At 33.5% G+C, this 17,023-nt stretch carries 17 protein-coding genes; 4 read left to right on the top strand and 13 right to left on the bottom strand.

Features of this window, described 5'->3' with window-relative positions; all coding sequences use genetic code 11:
- Window positions 1-57: 57 nt before the first annotated feature.
- From ACPWTF_RS17305 to ACPWTF_RS17330, 6 genes are all read right to left on the bottom strand, one after another.
- Window positions 58-234: a DUF3606 domain-containing protein gene (locus ACPWTF_RS17305; RefSeq protein WP_427872293.1), complete on the bottom strand. Its 177-nt coding sequence runs from the start codon at window positions 232-234 to the stop codon at window positions 58-60.
- A 75-nt stretch (window positions 235-309) separates the two neighbouring features.
- On the bottom strand, window positions 310-846 hold the full coding sequence (locus tag ACPWTF_RS17310) for a hypothetical protein (RefSeq protein WP_427872294.1): 537 nt from the start codon (window positions 844-846) through the stop codon (window positions 310-312).
- 453 nt (window positions 847-1,299) lie between these two features.
- On the bottom strand, window positions 1,300-1,947 hold the full coding sequence (locus ACPWTF_RS17315; protein ID WP_427872295.1) for a hypothetical protein: 648 nt from the start codon (window positions 1,945-1,947) through the stop codon (window positions 1,300-1,302).
- A gap of 93 nt (window positions 1,948-2,040) precedes the next feature.
- Window positions 2,041-2,553: a hypothetical protein gene (locus ACPWTF_RS17320; RefSeq protein ID WP_427872296.1), complete on the bottom strand. Its 513-nt coding sequence runs from the start codon at window positions 2,551-2,553 to the stop codon at window positions 2,041-2,043.
- A gap of 204 nt (window positions 2,554-2,757) precedes the next feature.
- Complete coding sequence (locus ACPWTF_RS17325; protein WP_427872297.1) at window positions 2,758-3,471, bottom strand: LytR/AlgR family response regulator transcription factor; 714 nt, start codon at window positions 3,469-3,471, stop codon at window positions 2,758-2,760.
- Window positions 3,447-4,529: a sensor histidine kinase gene (locus tag ACPWTF_RS17330; protein WP_427872298.1), complete on the bottom strand. Its 1,083-nt coding sequence runs from the start codon at window positions 4,527-4,529 to the stop codon at window positions 3,447-3,449. The genes ACPWTF_RS17325 and ACPWTF_RS17330 overlap by 25 nt, the downstream gene beginning before the upstream one ends.
- Before the next feature lie 83 nt (window positions 4,530-4,612).
- Here ACPWTF_RS17330 and ACPWTF_RS17335 point away from each other — a divergent pair, with 83 nt between their 5' ends.
- The 4 genes from ACPWTF_RS17335 (at window position 4,613) to ACPWTF_RS17350 (ending at window position 8,821) form a co-directional block, all read left to right on the top strand.
- On the top strand, window positions 4,613-4,858 hold the full coding sequence (locus tag ACPWTF_RS17335; RefSeq protein WP_427872299.1) for a hypothetical protein: 246 nt from the start codon (window positions 4,613-4,615) through the stop codon (window positions 4,856-4,858).
- A gap of 247 nt (window positions 4,859-5,105) precedes the next feature.
- Window positions 5,106-6,635 (top strand): SulP family inorganic anion transporter, encoded by a 1,530-nt coding sequence (locus tag ACPWTF_RS17340; protein ID WP_427872300.1) that lies wholly within the window; start codon window positions 5,106-5,108, stop codon window positions 6,633-6,635.
- 344 nt (window positions 6,636-6,979) lie between these two features.
- Entirely contained in the window at window positions 6,980-7,888 is a 909-nt protein-coding gene (locus ACPWTF_RS17345; protein ID WP_320492846.1) for a helix-turn-helix transcriptional regulator, read from the top strand.
- Between the two features lie 93 nt (window positions 7,889-7,981).
- A complete protein-coding gene (locus ACPWTF_RS17350; RefSeq protein ID WP_427872301.1) occupies window positions 7,982-8,821 on the top strand; it encodes an oxidoreductase in 840 nt (279 codons plus the stop codon).
- Window positions 8,822-9,207: 386 nt separating this feature from the next.
- Here ACPWTF_RS17350 and ACPWTF_RS17355 read toward each other — a convergent pair whose 3' ends face one another.
- The 7 genes from ACPWTF_RS17355 to ACPWTF_RS17385 all read right to left on the bottom strand — a co-directional run bounded on the left by ACPWTF_RS17355 (window position 9,208) and on the right by ACPWTF_RS17385 (window position 17,001).
- Window positions 9,208-10,407: an ectonucleotide pyrophosphatase/phosphodiesterase gene (locus ACPWTF_RS17355; RefSeq protein ID WP_427872302.1), complete on the bottom strand. Its 1,200-nt coding sequence runs from the start codon at window positions 10,405-10,407 to the stop codon at window positions 9,208-9,210.
- A gap of 344 nt (window positions 10,408-10,751) precedes the next feature.
- Window positions 10,752-12,383, bottom strand: a complete 1,632-nt coding sequence (gene groL / locus ACPWTF_RS17360; RefSeq protein ID WP_427872303.1) for a chaperonin GroEL — start codon at window positions 12,381-12,383, stop codon at window positions 10,752-10,754.
- A 76-nt stretch (window positions 12,384-12,459) separates the two neighbouring features.
- Entirely contained in the window at window positions 12,460-12,735 is a 276-nt protein-coding gene (locus tag ACPWTF_RS17365) for a co-chaperone GroES (RefSeq protein WP_008467105.1), read from the bottom strand.
- A 144-nt stretch (window positions 12,736-12,879) separates the two neighbouring features.
- Window positions 12,880-13,224 carry a preprotein translocase subunit SecG gene (secG, locus tag ACPWTF_RS17370; protein ID WP_095928621.1) on the bottom strand — a complete coding sequence of 115 codons (345 nt, stop codon included), beginning with the start codon at window positions 13,222-13,224 and terminating at the stop codon, window positions 12,880-12,882.
- Between the two features lie 3 nt (window positions 13,225-13,227).
- Entirely contained in the window at window positions 13,228-15,057 is a 1,830-nt protein-coding gene (locus ACPWTF_RS17375; protein WP_427872304.1) for a hypothetical protein, read from the bottom strand.
- A gap of 99 nt (window positions 15,058-15,156) precedes the next feature.
- Entirely contained in the window at window positions 15,157-15,660 is a 504-nt protein-coding gene (locus ACPWTF_RS17380) for an LptE family protein (RefSeq protein ID WP_095928622.1), read from the bottom strand.
- A gap of 81 nt (window positions 15,661-15,741) precedes the next feature.
- Entirely contained in the window at window positions 15,742-17,001 is a 1,260-nt protein-coding gene (locus tag ACPWTF_RS17385) for a sigma-54 interaction domain-containing protein (RefSeq protein WP_095928623.1), read from the bottom strand.
- Between the last annotated feature and the right edge of the window lie 22 nt (window positions 17,002-17,023).

A 17,023-nucleotide genomic window follows, 5' to 3' on the forward strand; every position in this document is an offset into this window, starting at 1 on the left:
AAAAGAGACTTTTGTGAGAAAGTCTCTTTTTTTGATTCTGCAAAAAACTTGTTCTAATTATTTAGCAAGATATTTTCTTACTGACGCTGCTGAATGGCCAACTGCTTTAACAGCTTCTTGTAATTTAGCTTTTGAGATTCCCAATTCTTCGCACCAATAATCAACTTCCCATGATTCGGTAAGACTAATTTTGCTTGCATCTTGTGGTCTTTTTTTTCTTAGGTTATCTGACATTTTTTTTGATTTAAAATTAGCTGATTCTCACTCCAGCTTTTGAGTGCAATAATGTTTTAGAAAATCAAACTGTATTTACATTTTTGTTTTTGCTTGTTCAACTAAAGAAAGAAGAGTCGCAAAATCTTCAGGAAGAAGAAATATCATTGAATTTCTGTCATTTTTTTCTACTTGAACATATGCTGTCCATTTATTCTTGTCTGTGGTGTAATATGCTCCAGCTTCAAATCCAGATCTACTTGTAAAAGTTACTTCTGTATATACCTCTTTTGTGGAAGTGAAAACGTTTGTTTGGAGATTTTTAATAGACTTAATTAGTCCATCTAATTCATCAAAATCTAGAGCGGCTATCTTAGTATCGCTTGAATAGGAACTTTTATGGTCATATTCAAAACGAAGAGAACTTTTAGTAGCAGAAGAATTTAGATCTTTAAATTTTAGTACTTTTACCTGAAGAGCTTTAATTTTTCCTATTTCATAAAATTGGCGTTCCATTAAAACTCCAGCTTGCGAACTAAATTGTTCTGCTTGAGTAGCTTCTTTTTGTTTGTTTTGTGAAAAAATGAATAATGAAAATGAAAATAGAATAAATGTTAAAATAGTTTTTTTCATAAAATTTGAAATGATTTCTAATTAAATATTGTTTCTCTGTTGGATTATCCTTGAACAAATATCAAAATCTATTGATTCTAAATTTTACGGAAATCCATAATTCAACAAATTTATTTCCAAACAATTATACCAATAAATAAAAAATCATTACCAAGTACTTCTACTCATTTTGCAAATCCGTGCCCACAACAGTAGGAAGCAAAACAAATCATTGAAACAAAAGTTACACAAGTTGATATGCTTTTTTAAATTTTAAAGAGAATAAACGAGCCAATCTTTGCGGGCACGGATTGCAAATCCGCGCTATCGTTGCTGAGATAAATTTGAGCGATCGGAGAAGGAGAAAGTGGAGTATTCGGAGAAGTTGCTTAAAGGGAAATAACGTTTTACGATATCGTAAAAATGGGAAAGAGACTTTTTTGAGAAAGTCTCTTTTTTTGATTAAAATTATGTTTATAGGTGAAATGGTATTAAGTGGTTAGGCAAATTAATATTACTAAATCTTATAATTTGTCTATGATTATTAAAACCTGAAATTAAATAAATGTTGTCCCATAGATTTGTTTCTTCTTCTTCGTTATTTATTTGTTCAATTTTAACTTTAGCATGAGCAATTAAAACTTTTAATCTATCTATATTGCAGTTTAGACATATAAAAACCCCACGTTCAAATTTATATTGCGTCATTGCAAGAACAATTTTTTTGATATCATTCATGATTTTTTTTGTAGATAAATTATGATTGGCTTTGACTTCAATGTAAATTTTCTGAAAATCCGGATTGAAGTCGATTTGTGATTGATGGAGAATTAGATCAGGCCTAAAAGATTCTTGATCTTTTATATAGATATTATCAATAAATTTTTTACTTACTTCAAATCCTATTTTTAAATTATGATAATCGTCTTTTTCTCTTTTTATTATTTGTCTCCATTCGGAATATAATTCTGCTGAAAACTGTAATTCAGTTTGTTGTATGAATGTAGTTTTGGGTATTCTTCCATCAAAAAAAGCTTCAGGTTGTCTAACAGATTCTGTACAGTAAAATTCTTCGCAGACATTGTTAAAAGCCTCATACAAATCAGTAATGTATTTATTCATAGTATTGTTTTTATGTTTGAAAAATGTATTTCTGTAATTAATGTTTTCCACACATCGGTTTTAATTTATAGGCAATAATTTTTTCTATTGTGTTTAAATAGTCATTTGTAAGTCTTCAAATTCTACAACTTTTAGTGTAATTTCACAATCAATATTTTTTGCCCAATGTATTAATTGTAATCCCTGAGTTGAACCTTTATGATAGTAACCTAGATGAATAGCTATTCTTCCTGAAATATTAGATAACTTGTCTTTTTTTCTTTGCCCGCCACGACGAATTCCTACATAAAGTACATTAGTATTTGTGTTATTATTTCTAACAGGAATTGTTCTCAAATTTATGCCTAAAGATTCACGATTTTCATTTAAAATAATCTGTAAATTATTACAGTGATCATTTGTTTTGGTTTCAAACCAATATATGCAGTTGTTTAGTTTTTTGTCTAAAGCAATGAAAATATTAGTAAAATTTATGTTAGTACGGATATTCGTATCATAATTATTTATATCAGGCAAGTCTTTAAGATTAAAAGTGAAAATTTCTGCTTCATTAATTACTTCTTGTGCTAACTTGTCAAATTTGTATTTTAGGATGCTACTATTCATTTATATAGGATAAATTTAAATTTGCTATTATAACAAAGATTATTAAAAACTATATAATTATACCAATAAATAAAAACTCATCACCAAGTACTTTTACGCATTTTTACAAACCCTTAAAAAACAAAAAAGCCCAACTTAAAAAAGTTGAGCTTTTCAAAAATTATCTCATTATCCAAATTGACAAATTATCTCATTGAAAAAAGATTATCTCATTGACAAATTATTGAGCAGAATCTGATACTTCCTTCCCACAGGAATAACATCACCATTAGACATCGTAAGATTTTTGGTGGTAACAGCAGAAATTTTGGTTGTATTTACAATATAAGATCTGTGGACTTGTACGAAGTGCGCACAATCAATTTCGGCACTTATACTCGCAAGCGAACCGTAAATGACAATCGGAGATTTTAATTTGCAGTTGTACAATTTCATATAATTGCCAAGACTTTCTATGTATAAAATATCAGAAAGAGGCGTTTCAATTACTTGTCCGTTCGAGCGGTAAGAAAGCACTTTTTCGTCGGTGCTGTTTTCTTTTTTAAGGTTATTTCCAGAATGATACGTTTTGGCTTTTTCTATTGCCTTTGAGAATTTATCGAACGAAATGGGTTTCATTAAATAATCTATCGCATCGTTTTGGTAAGCCGAAAGCGCAAAATCAGAATAAGCCGTTGTTACAATCGTAATTGGGCGTTTGGGCTGCAGTTCCATTAATTCTACACCCGAAATTACAGGCATATTAATGTCGAGAAAAATAATATCGTATTGGTTTTCGTTGAGCAGTTTTATGGCTTCCATACCGTTAAAAGCGCTTCCAGAATGTTCCAGTTCGTCAAATTTTGAGATGTGCGAAATTAAGGCCTTATGTGCCGGCGATTCGTCATCAATTATCAGACAGCGGTAGGTAAGTGCCATATCGTCAATTTTACGGTAAATATATTTTTATCTTTTTTACAGCTCAAATTGTGTTTTAAGCCATAAACTTCCAAACGTCTTTTTAGATTTTCAATTCCGATTCCTGTGCTCGAAAGTCGCGAACCCGAATCGAGATAATTGTTTTTTAAGGTAAAAATAACGCCTCGGCATTGTACTTTCAAATCCAGATTAATAAACGGTTCTACTGTTTCGGCAGAAAACTTGACAGCGTTTTCAACCAAAGGCAGAAAAAACAAAGGCGGAATCTCGATTTGACTGTGCAGGCCTTCAATGTTTTGTTTTACAGCGAGTCTTTCGTTTCTAAACGTATAATATTCGATATATTTTTTAATAAAGGCGATTTCTTCTTCCATAGAAACAAAATCCTTTTTAGAAGCTTCAATTTGATAGCGCAGCATGTCTGAAAGATTTAGGATTCGATCTGGAACTTTGTCGGGTTCTGCAAGGGCTTCTCCGTAAAGATTATTCATTGCATTCAGTAAAAAATGCGGATTCAGTTGCTGTTTTAAAAACGAAAGTTCAGATTTAAAATTCATAATGTCTTTATCGGCCTGACTCATCTTTTTGCTAATAACAATATGCAGGAAATAAAAAAAACAGCCATTTATGATTAACGACACAATCTGAAGCGCTTTTAAATTTCCTAATTCCACAAGCGGAAGAAACCAATTCATAAAGAAATAAAAACAAGTCCAATAGATGGCAAGAAGCGTAAAAAAGATTTTAAACCTTTTATGAAATAAAAAAGGCTTAATGATACAAATATTAAAAATCGTAATCCAGACAATACAAGGAAAATAACCCATGGCAATTTTGCCAAGAATATAAGACCAGCTATGTCCGTCGAGTTTGACTTCGTCGTAAATACAGGCGAAAATAACTAAATAAACAAGTGTGTTTACGATTAGGTTTCGTAGAAAAAAGTTCTGGTAGATTTTTGCAATTGTCATAGCGGCAAAAATAATACAATCGTATAGTTTGTAGGTATTTATCAGGAATAATTTATACCAACGCCATTCGTATAAATCATACGCCATTGGTATAAAATTGCTGTTAAAATAGGGACTTCTCCTTTATTTTTGAATTCGAATTTCTAATCTCTTTTTAATAAAAAATAAAAATGTACCAGTTTAAAGAATTAAAAGATGCCGATATGGTCGTGGAGATTTTTAAAACAAATGTTCAGAAAGAATCTGATCGAGACTATGTAGTAACCATGATGCAGAAGCAGTTTCCAGAATGCAAAATTAATTTTGATTTGGAAGATTGTGATAAGATATTAAGAATAGAAGGCTTTGATTTGCAATATGATAATGTCATGAGTCATGTTGCAGGTTTAGGTTATACTTGCGTACGATTAGAATAATGTTTTGAAACCATCAAAATTAAATCGGGTGAAAATACGCAGCTGTATTTCCTTTTTTTGTAAGTATTTTGCATAATATTTTAATTTAAGATTAAATACAGAAATGATTGGTTTTATACTTTCGATTTTACTTTTTCTTTTAGAACAGCTCACTTAATAAAGCTGTTTAAATTCTCTTATCATTACTGCTTTTTCAATACGAAAAGGTTTGTGCTTTTTTGCATATTATTTTTCTAATTTTGTGCCCATGAAAAAAGCATTCCAACTCTTCGATTTTAGCCAGAAAGTCAATTACAAAAACGAAATTTTAGCGGGCTTAACTGTAGCCATGACTATGATTCCAGAATCGCTGTCGTTTGCTATTTTAGCTGGATTTCCGCCATTAGTTGGTTTGTATGCTGCTTTTATTGCGGGATTGGTTACCGCTATTTTTGGCGGAAGACCCGGAATGATTTCAGGCGGTGCAGGGGCAACGGTAATTGTTTTGATTGCCTTAATGAAATCGCATGGAATAGAATATGTTTTTGCCGCAGTCGCATTGGGCGGTGTGGTTCAAATTTGTATCGGACTTTTTAAACTTGGAAAATTTATTCGATTAGTTCCGCAGCCCGTAATGTTTGGTTTTGTAAACGGTTTGGCGGTTGTGATTTTTATGTCGCAGCTAGAACAGTTTAAAACCATGGTGAACGGTCAGGTTTCTTGGCTTCAGGGAACTCCGCTTTACATTATGTTAGGTTTGGTGGCTTTGACCATTGCAATTGTTTTGATTTTTCCAAAGATTACAAAAGCAGTTCCAGCATCTCTAGTAGCCATTATGGTCGTTTTTGCTTTGGTCATTGTTTTTAACATTGAAACCAAAACGGTTGAAGATATTGCTTCGGTTCAAGGAGGATTTCCTCCGTTTCATATTCCGAATATTCCATTTTCTTTTGAAACTTTAAAAGTGATATTTCCGTACTCGGTAATTGTTGCCGCTGTAGGTTTAACAGAAGGTTTGCTTACGCTGAATTTGGTTGATGAAATTACAGGAACAAGAGGAAACAGCAATAGAGAATGCATTGCTCAAGGAAGCTCGAACATCTTAAACGGCTTTTTTTACGGAATGGGTGGATGCCCAATGATTGCACAAACATTGGTAAATCTTGGAGCTGGTTCTAGAGCTCGACTTTCGGGAATTATTGCTTCTCTGACCATTTTGATTATCATACTTTTTGGAGCACCCGTAATTGGAAAACTGCCCATGGCGGCCTTAGTTGGAGTCATGATGATGGTTGCGATTACGACTTTTGAATGGGCAAGTTTTAAGATTATCAATAAAATGCCTAGACATGATATTTTTGTTGGAATTCTAGTAGCTTTAATCACGATTGTATTGCATAATCTGGCTTTGGCGGTTTTAATTGGCGTAATTATTTCGGCTTTGGTTTTTGCTTGGGAAAGTGCTAAGCGAATTCGGGCAAGACATTATATTGATGAAAACGGAGTAAAACATTACGAAATTTACGGCCGATTATTCTTTGGCTCAACTGCTGCTTTTTTAGAAAAATTTGATATTCAGAACGATCCTGATCACATTATAATAGATTTTAAAGAAAGTCGAGTTTCTGATATGTCAGCAATAGAAGCTTTAAATAATCTGACAAAAAAATACAATCAGCTCAATAAAACAGTAGAGTTGCAGCATTTAAGCCCAGACTGCAGGCAATTACTCAAAAATGCAGATGCTGTTATAAATGTGAATGTTATTGAAGATCCGACATATAAGGTAGTTGGTTAATTAGATAATTTGGCAATTTGATAATTAGATAATTTAAGAAGTTGTCCATTAGATAATTAGATAATGATTTTGGAAACGTGTATCTGTAGAGACGCACTGCAGTGCGTCTACGCAATGTATCTCAAAAAATTAAACCCGACAGGTTTTTAAACCTGTCGGGTTTGCTGTTTTTGTCAGGCTGAGCGAAGTCGAAGCCCGCGTGCTAATTGGAGCACCCTTTGACTTCGTTCAAGTTGACAATCAGTTTATTATCAAATTATCAAATTTTCTAATTGACACATTCTCAAATTAACAGATTCTCAAATTATCTAATTAGAATAATTTGATTTTCGTAACTTTGCCAAATGAAACTGACAGAAACACTAGAAGACTTTTATACAGTAAAAATAAAAGGAATGCCCGAGAATCTTAAAAAGGAAATCGGACATTTTAATGTTTTTAAATTGGATGATTATGTTGGAAGCACTTGCAATCCATTGCCTTATACCAGAAAAGACTTTTATAAGATAAGTTTAATCATTGGTAAAAACAAAGTGCATTATGCAGATAAGGTTGTAGCGATTGAAGATCAGGCATTATTCTTTGCAAATCCGCAAATTCCGTATAGTTGGGAGCATATTGATGAAAATCAAACGGGCTTTTTCTGTATTTTTACAGATGCATTTTTTAGTCAGTTTGGAAATTTAAAAGAATATCCATTATTTCAGCCAGGCGGAAATCCCGTTGTTCCTGTTTCTGCAGCATTAGCAGAATCTCTAAAAACAGTTTATTTAAAAATGTTCGAAGAAATCAATTCTGATTATGCCTTTAAATATGATGTGCTTCGAAATCTGGTTTTTGAAATTATTCATTTAGCATTAAAAACACAAACCGTAACTGCTTCATTATATAGTAAGTCGAACGCTACAATTCGAGTTTCTTCTTTGTTTTTAGAATTATTAGAGAGACAATTTCCTGTAGAATCCATTTCACAGCAAATTAATTTTCGTTCGCCGTCAGAATATGCCAATCAGTTAAATGTACATGTAAATCATTTAAATAAAGCGTTAAAAGAAACAACAGGAAAAACAACTTCTCAGATCATTTCGGAAAGAATTGTTCAGGAAGCCATGATTCTTTTAAAACAAACCAATTGGAATATTAATGAAATTGCTTGGTGTTTAGGTTTTGAAGAATTGTCTCATTTTATTAATTTCTTCAAAAAAAATGTTCAGGTTTCTCCTAAAAACTATCGATTAGCAGAAATTGATTGATTTTTGCAACTTCTTACTTGATTGCTTTAATTTTTAAGAAGCCCTTTGGCAATACCTTTGTCCTGTAATTATAAACGTAAAAATTTTAAAGTCATGGGAAATAACAAAGTTTGGTTTATTACAGGTGCTTCAAAAGGACTTGGATTAGAGTTAGCGAAAAAATTATTAGCAGAGGGTTTTAAAGTGGCTGCAACGTCAAGAAATGAAGCTTCTTTAAGTGCAACATTAGGAAAAGCATCAGAGAATTTTCTTCCTCTTGAGATGGATTTAGTGGATGAAAAAAGTGTAAAAACAGCAATTGATAGAGTCGTAAACCATTTTAAAACAATCGATGTTTTAGTCAATAATGCTGGTTACGGATTGTTGGGAGCTTTAGAAGAATTAACAGATGCAGAAGCTAGAAAAAACTACGAAGTAAATGTTTTCGGATTGTTAAATGTAATTAGAAATGCAATGCCTATTCTTCGTGCCAATCAATCGGGGCATATTTTTAATATTTCTTCTGTTGGAGGATATTATGGAGAATTTCCGGGTTGGGGAATTTACTGCTCGACTAAATTTGCGGTTGCAGGTCTAACGGAATCTTTAGCGGCAGAAATTAAGCCTTTTGGAGTTCATGCTACAATTGTCTATCCAGGTTATTTTAGAACCGATTTCTTAAAAGACAGCTCGCTTTTAGTGCCAGAAAATCCAATTGCCGAGTATAAAGAAGTGAGACAATCTGAAAGCGCTCATAAAGACGATATCAATGAAAATCAGCCAGGAGATCCAATTAAATTGGCTGAAGCTTTAATAAAAGTAAGTCAAGACCAAAATCCGCCTTTGCATTTATTTTTAGGTGAAGATGCTTTTAATATTGCAAATCAAAAAATAGCAAGTGTTCAGAAAGAATTAGAAGGATGGAAATCGGTTTCGGTTTCGACTGGTTTTTAATGGGCCAATTTGATAATGTGTCAATTTGATAATGATTTGACCTCATGTATGTCTGTAGAGACGCACTGCAGTGCGTCTCACGCAACGTAACCACAATGATTGATATACGTAACCTAGGCGCACTGCGGTGCGTCTCTACAGATATATACTGTGCGAATTTGTTTTTTTTGAATTGCCTCCAGCTTTAGCTGGAGGTAAGTATTTAGAATAGAAGAAAGGCTTTAGCCAAACGACAAAGTTTGCCTAAAGCCTTTCTCTTATAAAGTTTAATTTTTTTACAGCGATTGTGTTTTTGTCAGGCTGAGCGAAGTCGAAGCCCACGTGCCAATTGGAGCTCCCTTCGACTTCGCTCAGGGTGACAATCAGTTCATTATCAAATTTTCTAATTAGCGAAGCATCGATTTGACATCACTTAACTTCCCGTCAATTTCTCCAATCTGTAAACCTAAAATATGAGCAATTAAAGGATAAACCGAAACATTCTGAAATGTTTTTACTGTTTTATCAACTTTAAAAGCAGGGCCTTTTGCGTAAAAAATAGCGTGCATGTCTTTTTCTTCATTGTCATAACCATGCGTTCCTCCATTTATATGTGTGCTTTCTTTGCCAACTAAACTCCAGCCTTTATCGGCTTCAATAACAAAATCATGCACACGTGGATTTGTTCCGTAATGTAATCTTTTTGGGACTTCTGTTGATTTCCAAAATTTAATATGAGGCACTTTTTTCAAAGCATTGGCAATAGAATCCTGATAGCCTGGTTTTGCCTGTAAACTCATAATTGGATTGACAACATCTTTATATCCTAGCCACTCTGGTTTTAAATAATCTAAAACCGCTACTTTTTTATCGTTACTGATAGTGGCCATTCCGTGGTCTGAAACGATAATTAAATTGATTTGTTTCCCAATAGGCAATTGATCTAATCTTCTCGATATTTCGCCCATAATCGAATCCATTTTGATTACTGTTTTTTCGGTTTTTGGCGAAAGCGGACCAAAATTATGGCCCGTATGATCGGGTTCGTCAAAATATAAAGTAACCAAATGAGGCCTTTGTTTTTCTGGAAGCTGTAACCATTTCATAACCGTATCGATTCTAGCGCCGTATGGAACTTTACCATCGTAGTTCTTGAAATAACTCGGATTTCTTTTGTCAATATCAGAACCTGGCCAAAAGAAAGAAGCGGTTTTTACACCTTGCTGTTCGGCTAAATTCCAAATGGGATTACCGCCATAAAATCTCGAATCGTTTTTAGCATTACTAGATAATGAGAAAGATTGATTCAAAGAAGCATCATAAAAAACATTATTGATTATTCCGTGATGATCTGGGTAAAGTCCCGTTACAATCGAATAATGATTTGGAAAAGTTTTACTTGGGTAAGAAGGTTTCATTGATTTGGCATGAACGCCTTCTTTTTCAATTTGCTTCAGATTCGGAAGATTATACATTTTGCCATAATCCCAGCGAAATCCGTCCATCGAAATTAAAACAACATAATTGTCTTTGCTATTTTGGGCTTGTAAAACGAATGAAAGAGAAAGAAAAACTAAAGATAGGAGTGAAGTAAAATACTTTTTCATTTTTTGAATATATTATGCCTGCAAAGGTAGATATAACAGATTTTTTAAAGAAAAAGAGAATGTTAAATAAAAAAGATAGCTACGATTTGACCATTGAGAATAGCCACGAATTCACGAATTTATTTTTTATAATCCTTATGTTTTAATTTTTTTTGCCACAGATTAAAATGATTTTCACAGATTATAATCCTTTTAATTTGTGTAATCTGTGGCTAATAAATATGCGTAAAGATTATAAAAAATAAATTCGTGAATTACTTCGTCTATTCCCTTCGGTCGGGTCGTGGCAAATAAAAAAGCGCCAGATATTCATCTGGCGCTTTAATTTTTAAGAAGAGAATGAATTACATCATTCCTGGCATTCCGCCTCCCATTGGCATTCCGCCTCCAGCATTTTCTTCTTTAATATCAATTAATGCACATTCTGTAGTTAAGATCATTCCAGAAACAGATGCAGCATTTTCTAATGCAACACGAGTTACTTTTTTAGGATCGATAATTCCAGCAGTAAGCATGTCTACATATTCGTCAGTTTTTGCGTTGTATCCAAAATCACCTGAACCTTCAGAAACTTTAGCCACAACAACAGAACCTTCAAGACCAGCATTTTCAACGATAGTTCTTAATGGAGCTTCAACCGCGCGAGAAACGATTTGGATTCCTGTAGCTTCGTCAGCATTGTCAGCTTTTAAGTCTGCTAAAGCAAGTTTAGCTCTTAATAGCGCCACACCACCACCAGCAACGATTCCTTCTTCTACAGCAGCACGAGTTGCGTGTAAAGCGTCATCAACTCTGTCTTTTTTCTCTTTCATTTCAACTTCAGAAGCTGCACCAACATAAAGAACTGCAACACCTCCAGCTAATTTAGCTAAACGCTCTTGTAATTTTTCTTTATCATAATCAGATGTAGTAGTTTCCATCTGACCTTTAATTTGGTTTACTCTGTTTTTGATGATATCAGCTTCGCCAGCACCGCTTACGATAGTTGTATTATCTTTATCGATAGAAACTCTTTTTGCGTTTCCTAACATTTCGATAGTTGTGTTTTCTAAAGTATAACCTCTTTCTTCAGAAATTACAGTTCCGCCAGTTAAAATTGCGATATCTTCTAACATTGCTTTTCTTCTGTCTCCGAAACCTGGAGCTTTTACAGCGGCAATTTTAAGAGCACCTCTTAATTTGTTTACTACTAAAGTAGAAAGAGCTTCTCCGTCAACATCTTCAGCAATAATCAATAATGGTTTTCCTGATTGAGCAACTGGCTCTAAAACTGGAAGTAATTCTTTTAAAGAAGATACTTTTTTGTCGTATAATAAAATGTAAGGAGAATCTAATTCAACTTCCATTTTCTCTGGATTTGTTACGAAATAAGGAGAAAGGTATCCTCTGTCAAACTGCATTCCTTCAACAACGTCAACGAAAGTATCAGTTCCTTTAGCTTCTTCTACAGTGATAACACCTTCTTTTCCAACTTTAGCGAAAGCTGTAGCGATTAATTCACCAATAACTTCGTCATTGTTAGCAGAGATAGAAGCAATTTGTTTGATTTTATCTGAGTCACTTCCAACAACTTTAGCTTGTTTTGCTAAGTCAGCCACGATAGTTTCAACAGCTTTGTCGATACCACGTTTCAAGTCCATTGGATTTGCACCTGCAGCAACGTTTTTAAGACCTTCTTTTACGATCGCTTGCGCTAAAACTGTAGCCGTTGTAGTTCCGTCTCCAGCTAAATCATTGGTTTTAGAAGCAACTTCTTTTACCATTTGCGCACCCATATTTTCTAGTGCGTCTTTTAATTCGATTTCTTTTGCAACAGAAACACCATCTTTAGTAACAGTTGGTCCACCAAATGATTTTCCGATAATTACGTTACGACCTTTTGGTTCAAGAGTTACTTTTACAGCATTTGCTAATGCATCAACACCACGTTTTAATCCGTCACGTGCTTCAATATCAAATTTTATATCTTTTGCCATTTTAATTTTTGTTTAAAGTTTGATTTGTTTCAAGTTAAATGAAGTTATTAATACTTCGTACTTAATACAATATTTTTTAGATAATCGCTAAAATATCATCCTCGCGCATGATTAGATAATCAGTGCCTTCCAGTTTTAACTCGGTTCCTGCATATTTACCGTAAAGAACAGTATCTCCAACTTTTACAGTCATTGTGTGATCTTTAGTTCCGTTTCCTACTGCAACTACAGTTCCTTTTTGAGGTTTCTCTTTGGCAGTATCTGGAATAAAAATACCTGAGGCAGTTTTAGTTTCGGCTGCAACAGGCTCAATAAGTACGCGGTCTGAAAGCGGTTTAATGTTTAAAGCCATGATTTTATATTATTATAAGTTATACGTTTTTTTTCTGTTCTATAAACTTTCAGAAACTGTGCCATGCTAGAAAAACTGACATTATTTCTTAAAAAAAATGCCAGCTTTGACAGGCTGGCATTAGATTGTATATCGAGCTACTTTTTATTTTGCTGGTGCAGGTGTTGCAGGAGCAGGAGTAGTTCCTTGTGCTGGAGCTGCAGGTGCATTTACAGGAGCTTCAGTTTTATCAATGATTTTAGAATCTGTGTCGCTTAAAGATCCAGAGAAGCTTAAGCTAGAAAGTAAAATTAGCACAATTAAAACAGTAGCTAAAGTCCAAGTACTTTTATCTAAAAAGTCAGTTGTTTTTTGTACTCCACCTAACATCTGCGTTCCGCTGATAGTAGAAGACAATCCGCCTCCTTTAGGGTTTTGTACCATGATAACGATGATCAATAGAAAACAAACTATTGTAATTAAAACTAAAAAAATTGAAAATGTGCTCATTACTTAATTATTGTTATTGTTATTTTGTTGTAAAATCTTTATATCCGATATGCGGTCTGCAAAGAAAGTAATTTTTTCTGGATATTTCAAAATTAATATTTCATAAGCTTGAATTGCTTTTGTATATTTCTTTTGTTCCAGATAAACTCTGGCCAGAGTCTCGGTCATTAAATATGAATTGTCTTCTATAACAGGCTCAATTTGAACTACTGGAGCACTTGTTCCAGGTTTAATTGGAGAGATTTTCGGATTGGTTTCGATAAATTTATCGATAATTTCAGCCTTCTTTTGTCTCTCTTCTTCTTTAGCAGCTTCAATTTTTGCTTGTTCTTCTGGAGAAATTTCATTTGAGCGGTCAATTGGTTCTGTTCGAGATAATTGAAGCCATTCTTGAAATGAATGTTTTTCGCTAAGAGAAAAATCCAAAGGTTTTCCAATTTCTAAATGTTCTGCAGCTGTTCTTGCAGGCTCATTAGGCTCTTCCTCTTCGATTATTTCTTCAATCGGCTCTTCATTTTCTTCTATAATTTGCTCTTCTTCTTTATCCTCAGATTGAAGAACTTCTAGAATTTCTGCTTTTGGTTCCTCAGGTGTTTTTGTTTCAGCTTCTTTAATCGAAGAAAGAATAGATCGTTCAACAGAATTCATTTTAAATTCTGGAATAATCATTTCTTCAATTACGCTGTCGTCTTCATCTTCTTCAACAATATTTAGAACAGGTTCTTCTATAATAGGATCTGCTTTTGCTTCTTCAGCTTTTACAGGTTGTTCAATAGTTTTAGCTTCTGCTTCTTTAATCGAACTTAAAATAGAGTTTTCGACACGCTCATTTTTAGGTTCTTCAACTTTCATAGGTTCTGGTGGAGAAGGTGTTTCAGAGCCCTTTATCGAACTTAAAATGGAACTCTCTATACGATCAATTTTAGGTTCTTCAGTTTGTATTGATTCTGAAAACGGAGCTGTTTCAACTTCTTCTGCATTATCTGAAATAGTAAGTTCAACAGAATCAATTTTCTGTTCTTCTTCTATTGTAGGTTTTTCAAAAGTTACAGTTTGCGCTTCTTTTATTGCAGTAAAAGTAGATAAATCTATTTCCGGAAGTGGTTTTGGTTTTTCCTCTTCTATTATAGGTTTTTCAAAAGTTACATTTTGTGCTTCTTTTATCGCAAAAATAGAAAAATCTATTTCTGGAATTGGTTTTGGCTCTTCTTCCTTAATTGATGGCTTTTCAAAAGTTATGGTTTGAGCCTCTTTTATGGCAAGAAAAATAGAAGGATTTATTTCGGGAAATTTTTTAGGCTCTTCAATAATTACTGATTCTTGAGCTTTTATTTCCTCAACTTGTACAGGTTCTTCTTTTAAAGGTTCCTCAATTTTTGCAGATTCTTCAACTTTTGCAGGCTGTACAACCGAAGGTGTTTCAATAACCGAAGTTTGAGTTTCTTTAATTGTATCTGAAACAGGAAGTTCTTCAATATCGGTTTTTACTTCAATTGCTTTTTGAATCTGCTCTGGTGAAATTATTTCACTGTCAAAAACAGTAATTTCGAGAAGATCTCTCAACTTCTGTTCGTAAAAATCATTTTGAATAGAAGTGAAAGCTTCAGATGTAATAAAATCAAATAAAACAGAACGATCAGCCGTGTATGCTGCTGTAACTTTCAAAGCATAATTATACTTAAAACTATTTTGATTGTAAAGTCCTTTTAATCGCAATGCGCGCGCACTTTGAAAATACGGAAATTCGTTCAAAACACTTCCTAATGCATCCGCCTGCTTTTCTGTAATAGCATCGGGTTTATTCATTAAGTAGGTATAATCGCTAACGTTCATTATTTGTTTTTTTGTTTGATCGGTTAATTGTTTATTTGTTTTTGCTTGTTTTATCGATTAAACGGTTTTATAGTTTAACGACTAAACAAACAGGTGAAACTACCATTTTGCCAATGATTGATTAAAGATATCTTGCGTGATTCTTTCAAAAATTACTCTGATTGCCTCGTTTAAAACAGATCCTGTTGGAAGATCACGTCCAGGGAAATCATAATAGAATTCAAAAGATTTTTCAAAATCGTCTGTCTCTTTCTTTTTGTTTGTAAAACGTACATTTACACGAATAGATAAACGGTTTTGTGCTGCCTGCTGATCTGCAGTTGCAGTCATTGGTGTAATTCGGTAATCTGTAATTTCACCTTCGTAAACCAAATCGCCACTATTGCTAACCAAGTTTAAGTTGGTCTGATTCATAATCAAATCCTGCAAAGCCAAAGTAAAAGTTCTATCGATTCCTGGTTCAATCAAATCGGCATTATTCTGAAAGAAGTTAACCTGAAATGTTTTGGCATCGATTTTTCCAGTTCCTGTAAAGTTGTAAACAGAACAGCCACTCAACATAAAAAGGCTTAATAGTGCGAAAAGAGAATATATTTTTTTCATAATGTGTATTAGTCAAATTCCAAATTTCAAATTTCGCCAAATATAGTAATTTGGGATTTGGGATTTAAAAATTGAGATTTATTATAGATCGAATTGCTTGATTTTACGGTACAAAGTTCTTTCAGAGATACCTAATTCATCAGCAGCGGCTTTACGTTTTCCTTTATTTTTTTCTAATGATTTTTTGATCATTTCGATTTCTTTCTGCTCCAAACGTAAAATTTCTTCCTCCTCGATAGTTTCAGCAAATAAATAATTATCGTCTTGCATCTGATAATTATCTTCACGAACAACAGGAGAGGTCACAACAGCGGTTCTTGGCTCTTCTTCAAAATCAATCTCGCTATCATTTTGCTGATTTCCGTAAATTTTCTGGATTAAATTCGGGTTAATGTCTTGAACTTTAGAAGTCCCATTTTTCATCAACTCTAGAGTCAGTTTTTTCAAGTCGTTCAAATCGCTTCTCATATCAAAAAGCACTTTGTACAAAATATCTCTTTCGGTACTGAAATCACTTTCTTTTTTGCTGTCGTTAATAACTGAAGGCAAATTGCTTCCTTCGGCAGGCAAATAAGATTGTAAAGTAGCTAAGGTAATATCACGATTAGTTTCTAAAACTGAAATTTGTTCTGCCACATTTCGAAGCTGACGAATATTTCCACTCCATCTAAATTTTTGTAAAAGCTGAACAGCATCATCATCCAGTCTTAAAGGAGGCATTTTATATTTATGAGCAAAATCGGCTACAAACTTTCTAAACAACAAATGAATATCGTCGTTTCTTTCTCTTAATGGAGGTAAAGTAATTTCGACTGTACTTAAACGATAATACAAATCTTCACGGAATTTACCTTTTTCTATAGCATTGAATAAATTGACGTTTGTTGCAGCAACAATACGGACGTTTGTTTTTTGAACCTGAGAAGAACCTACTTTTATAAATTCACCATTTTCCAAAACACGAAGTAATCTTACTTGAGTTGTTAATGGTAATTCTCCAACTTCATCAAGAAATATTGTTCCGCCATCAGCCACTTCAAAATAACCTTCACGCGTGCTTGTTGCACCTGTAAAAGCTCCTTTTTCGTGACCAAAAAGTTCACTGTCAATTGTTCCTTCCGGAATTGCACCACAGTTTACGGCAATATATTTACCATGCTTTCTGTGCGAAAGCGAATGTATAATTCTTGGAATATTTTCTTTACCAACACCACTTTCCCCAGTTACCATAACCGAAATATCAGTTGGAGCAACCTGAATGGCTTTTTCGATAGCGCGATTTAATTTCGGATCATTTCCAATAATTTCAAATCGCTGTTTTATTGCTTGAACTGTTTCCATGTATATTTTTTCTTTTGCCACA

Source organism: Flavobacterium sp. MMS24-S5 (genome assembly GCF_050320125.1).
Taxonomy (GTDB): Bacteria; Bacteroidota; Bacteroidia; order Flavobacteriales; family Flavobacteriaceae; genus Flavobacterium; species Flavobacterium tyrosinilyticum.

Excerpts from the sequence above, each read along its gene's own strand:
- ACPWTF_RS17305 (WP_427872293.1), bottom strand. The coding sequence starts at position 234 with ATGTCAGATAACCTAAGAAAAAAAAGACCACAAGATGCAAGCAAAATT.
- ACPWTF_RS17310 (WP_427872294.1), bottom strand. The coding sequence starts at position 846 with ATGAAAAAAACTATTTTAACATTTATTCTATTTTCATTTTCATTATTC.
- ACPWTF_RS17315 (WP_427872295.1), bottom strand. The coding sequence starts at position 1,947 with ATGAATAAATACATTACTGATTTGTATGAGGCTTTTAACAATGTCTGC.
- ACPWTF_RS17320 (WP_427872296.1), bottom strand. The coding sequence starts at position 2,553 with ATGAATAGTAGCATCCTAAAATACAAATTTGACAAGTTAGCACAAGAA.
- ACPWTF_RS17325 (WP_427872297.1), bottom strand. The coding sequence starts at position 3,471 with ATGGCACTTACCTACCGCTGTCTGATAATTGATGACGAATCGCCGGCA.
- ACPWTF_RS17330 (WP_427872298.1), bottom strand. The coding sequence starts at position 4,529 with ATGGCGTATGATTTATACGAATGGCGTTGGTATAAATTATTCCTGATA.
- ACPWTF_RS17335 (WP_427872299.1), top strand. The coding sequence starts at position 4,613 with ATGTACCAGTTTAAAGAATTAAAAGATGCCGATATGGTCGTGGAGATT.
- ACPWTF_RS17340 (WP_427872300.1), top strand. The coding sequence starts at position 5,106 with ATGAAAAAAGCATTCCAACTCTTCGATTTTAGCCAGAAAGTCAATTAC.
- ACPWTF_RS17345 (WP_320492846.1), top strand. The coding sequence starts at position 6,980 with ATGAAACTGACAGAAACACTAGAAGACTTTTATACAGTAAAAATAAAA.
- ACPWTF_RS17350 (WP_427872301.1), top strand. The coding sequence starts at position 7,982 with ATGGGAAATAACAAAGTTTGGTTTATTACAGGTGCTTCAAAAGGACTT.
- ACPWTF_RS17355 (WP_427872302.1), bottom strand. The coding sequence starts at position 10,407 with ATGAAAAAGTATTTTACTTCACTCCTATCTTTAGTTTTTCTTTCTCTT.
- groL (WP_427872303.1), bottom strand. The coding sequence starts at position 12,383 with ATGGCAAAAGATATAAAATTTGATATTGAAGCACGTGACGGATTAAAA.
- ACPWTF_RS17365 (WP_008467105.1), bottom strand. The coding sequence starts at position 12,735 with ATGGCTTTAAACATTAAACCGCTTTCAGACCGCGTACTTATTGAGCCT.
- secG (WP_095928621.1), bottom strand. The coding sequence starts at position 13,224 with ATGAGCACATTTTCAATTTTTTTAGTTTTAATTACAATAGTTTGTTTT.
- ACPWTF_RS17375 (WP_427872304.1), bottom strand. The coding sequence starts at position 15,057 with ATGAACGTTAGCGATTATACCTACTTAATGAATAAACCCGATGCTATT.
- ACPWTF_RS17380 (WP_095928622.1), bottom strand. The coding sequence starts at position 15,660 with ATGAAAAAAATATATTCTCTTTTCGCACTATTAAGCCTTTTTATGTTG.
- ACPWTF_RS17385 (WP_095928623.1), bottom strand. The coding sequence starts at position 17,001 with ATGGAAACAGTTCAAGCAATAAAACAGCGATTTGAAATTATTGGAAAT.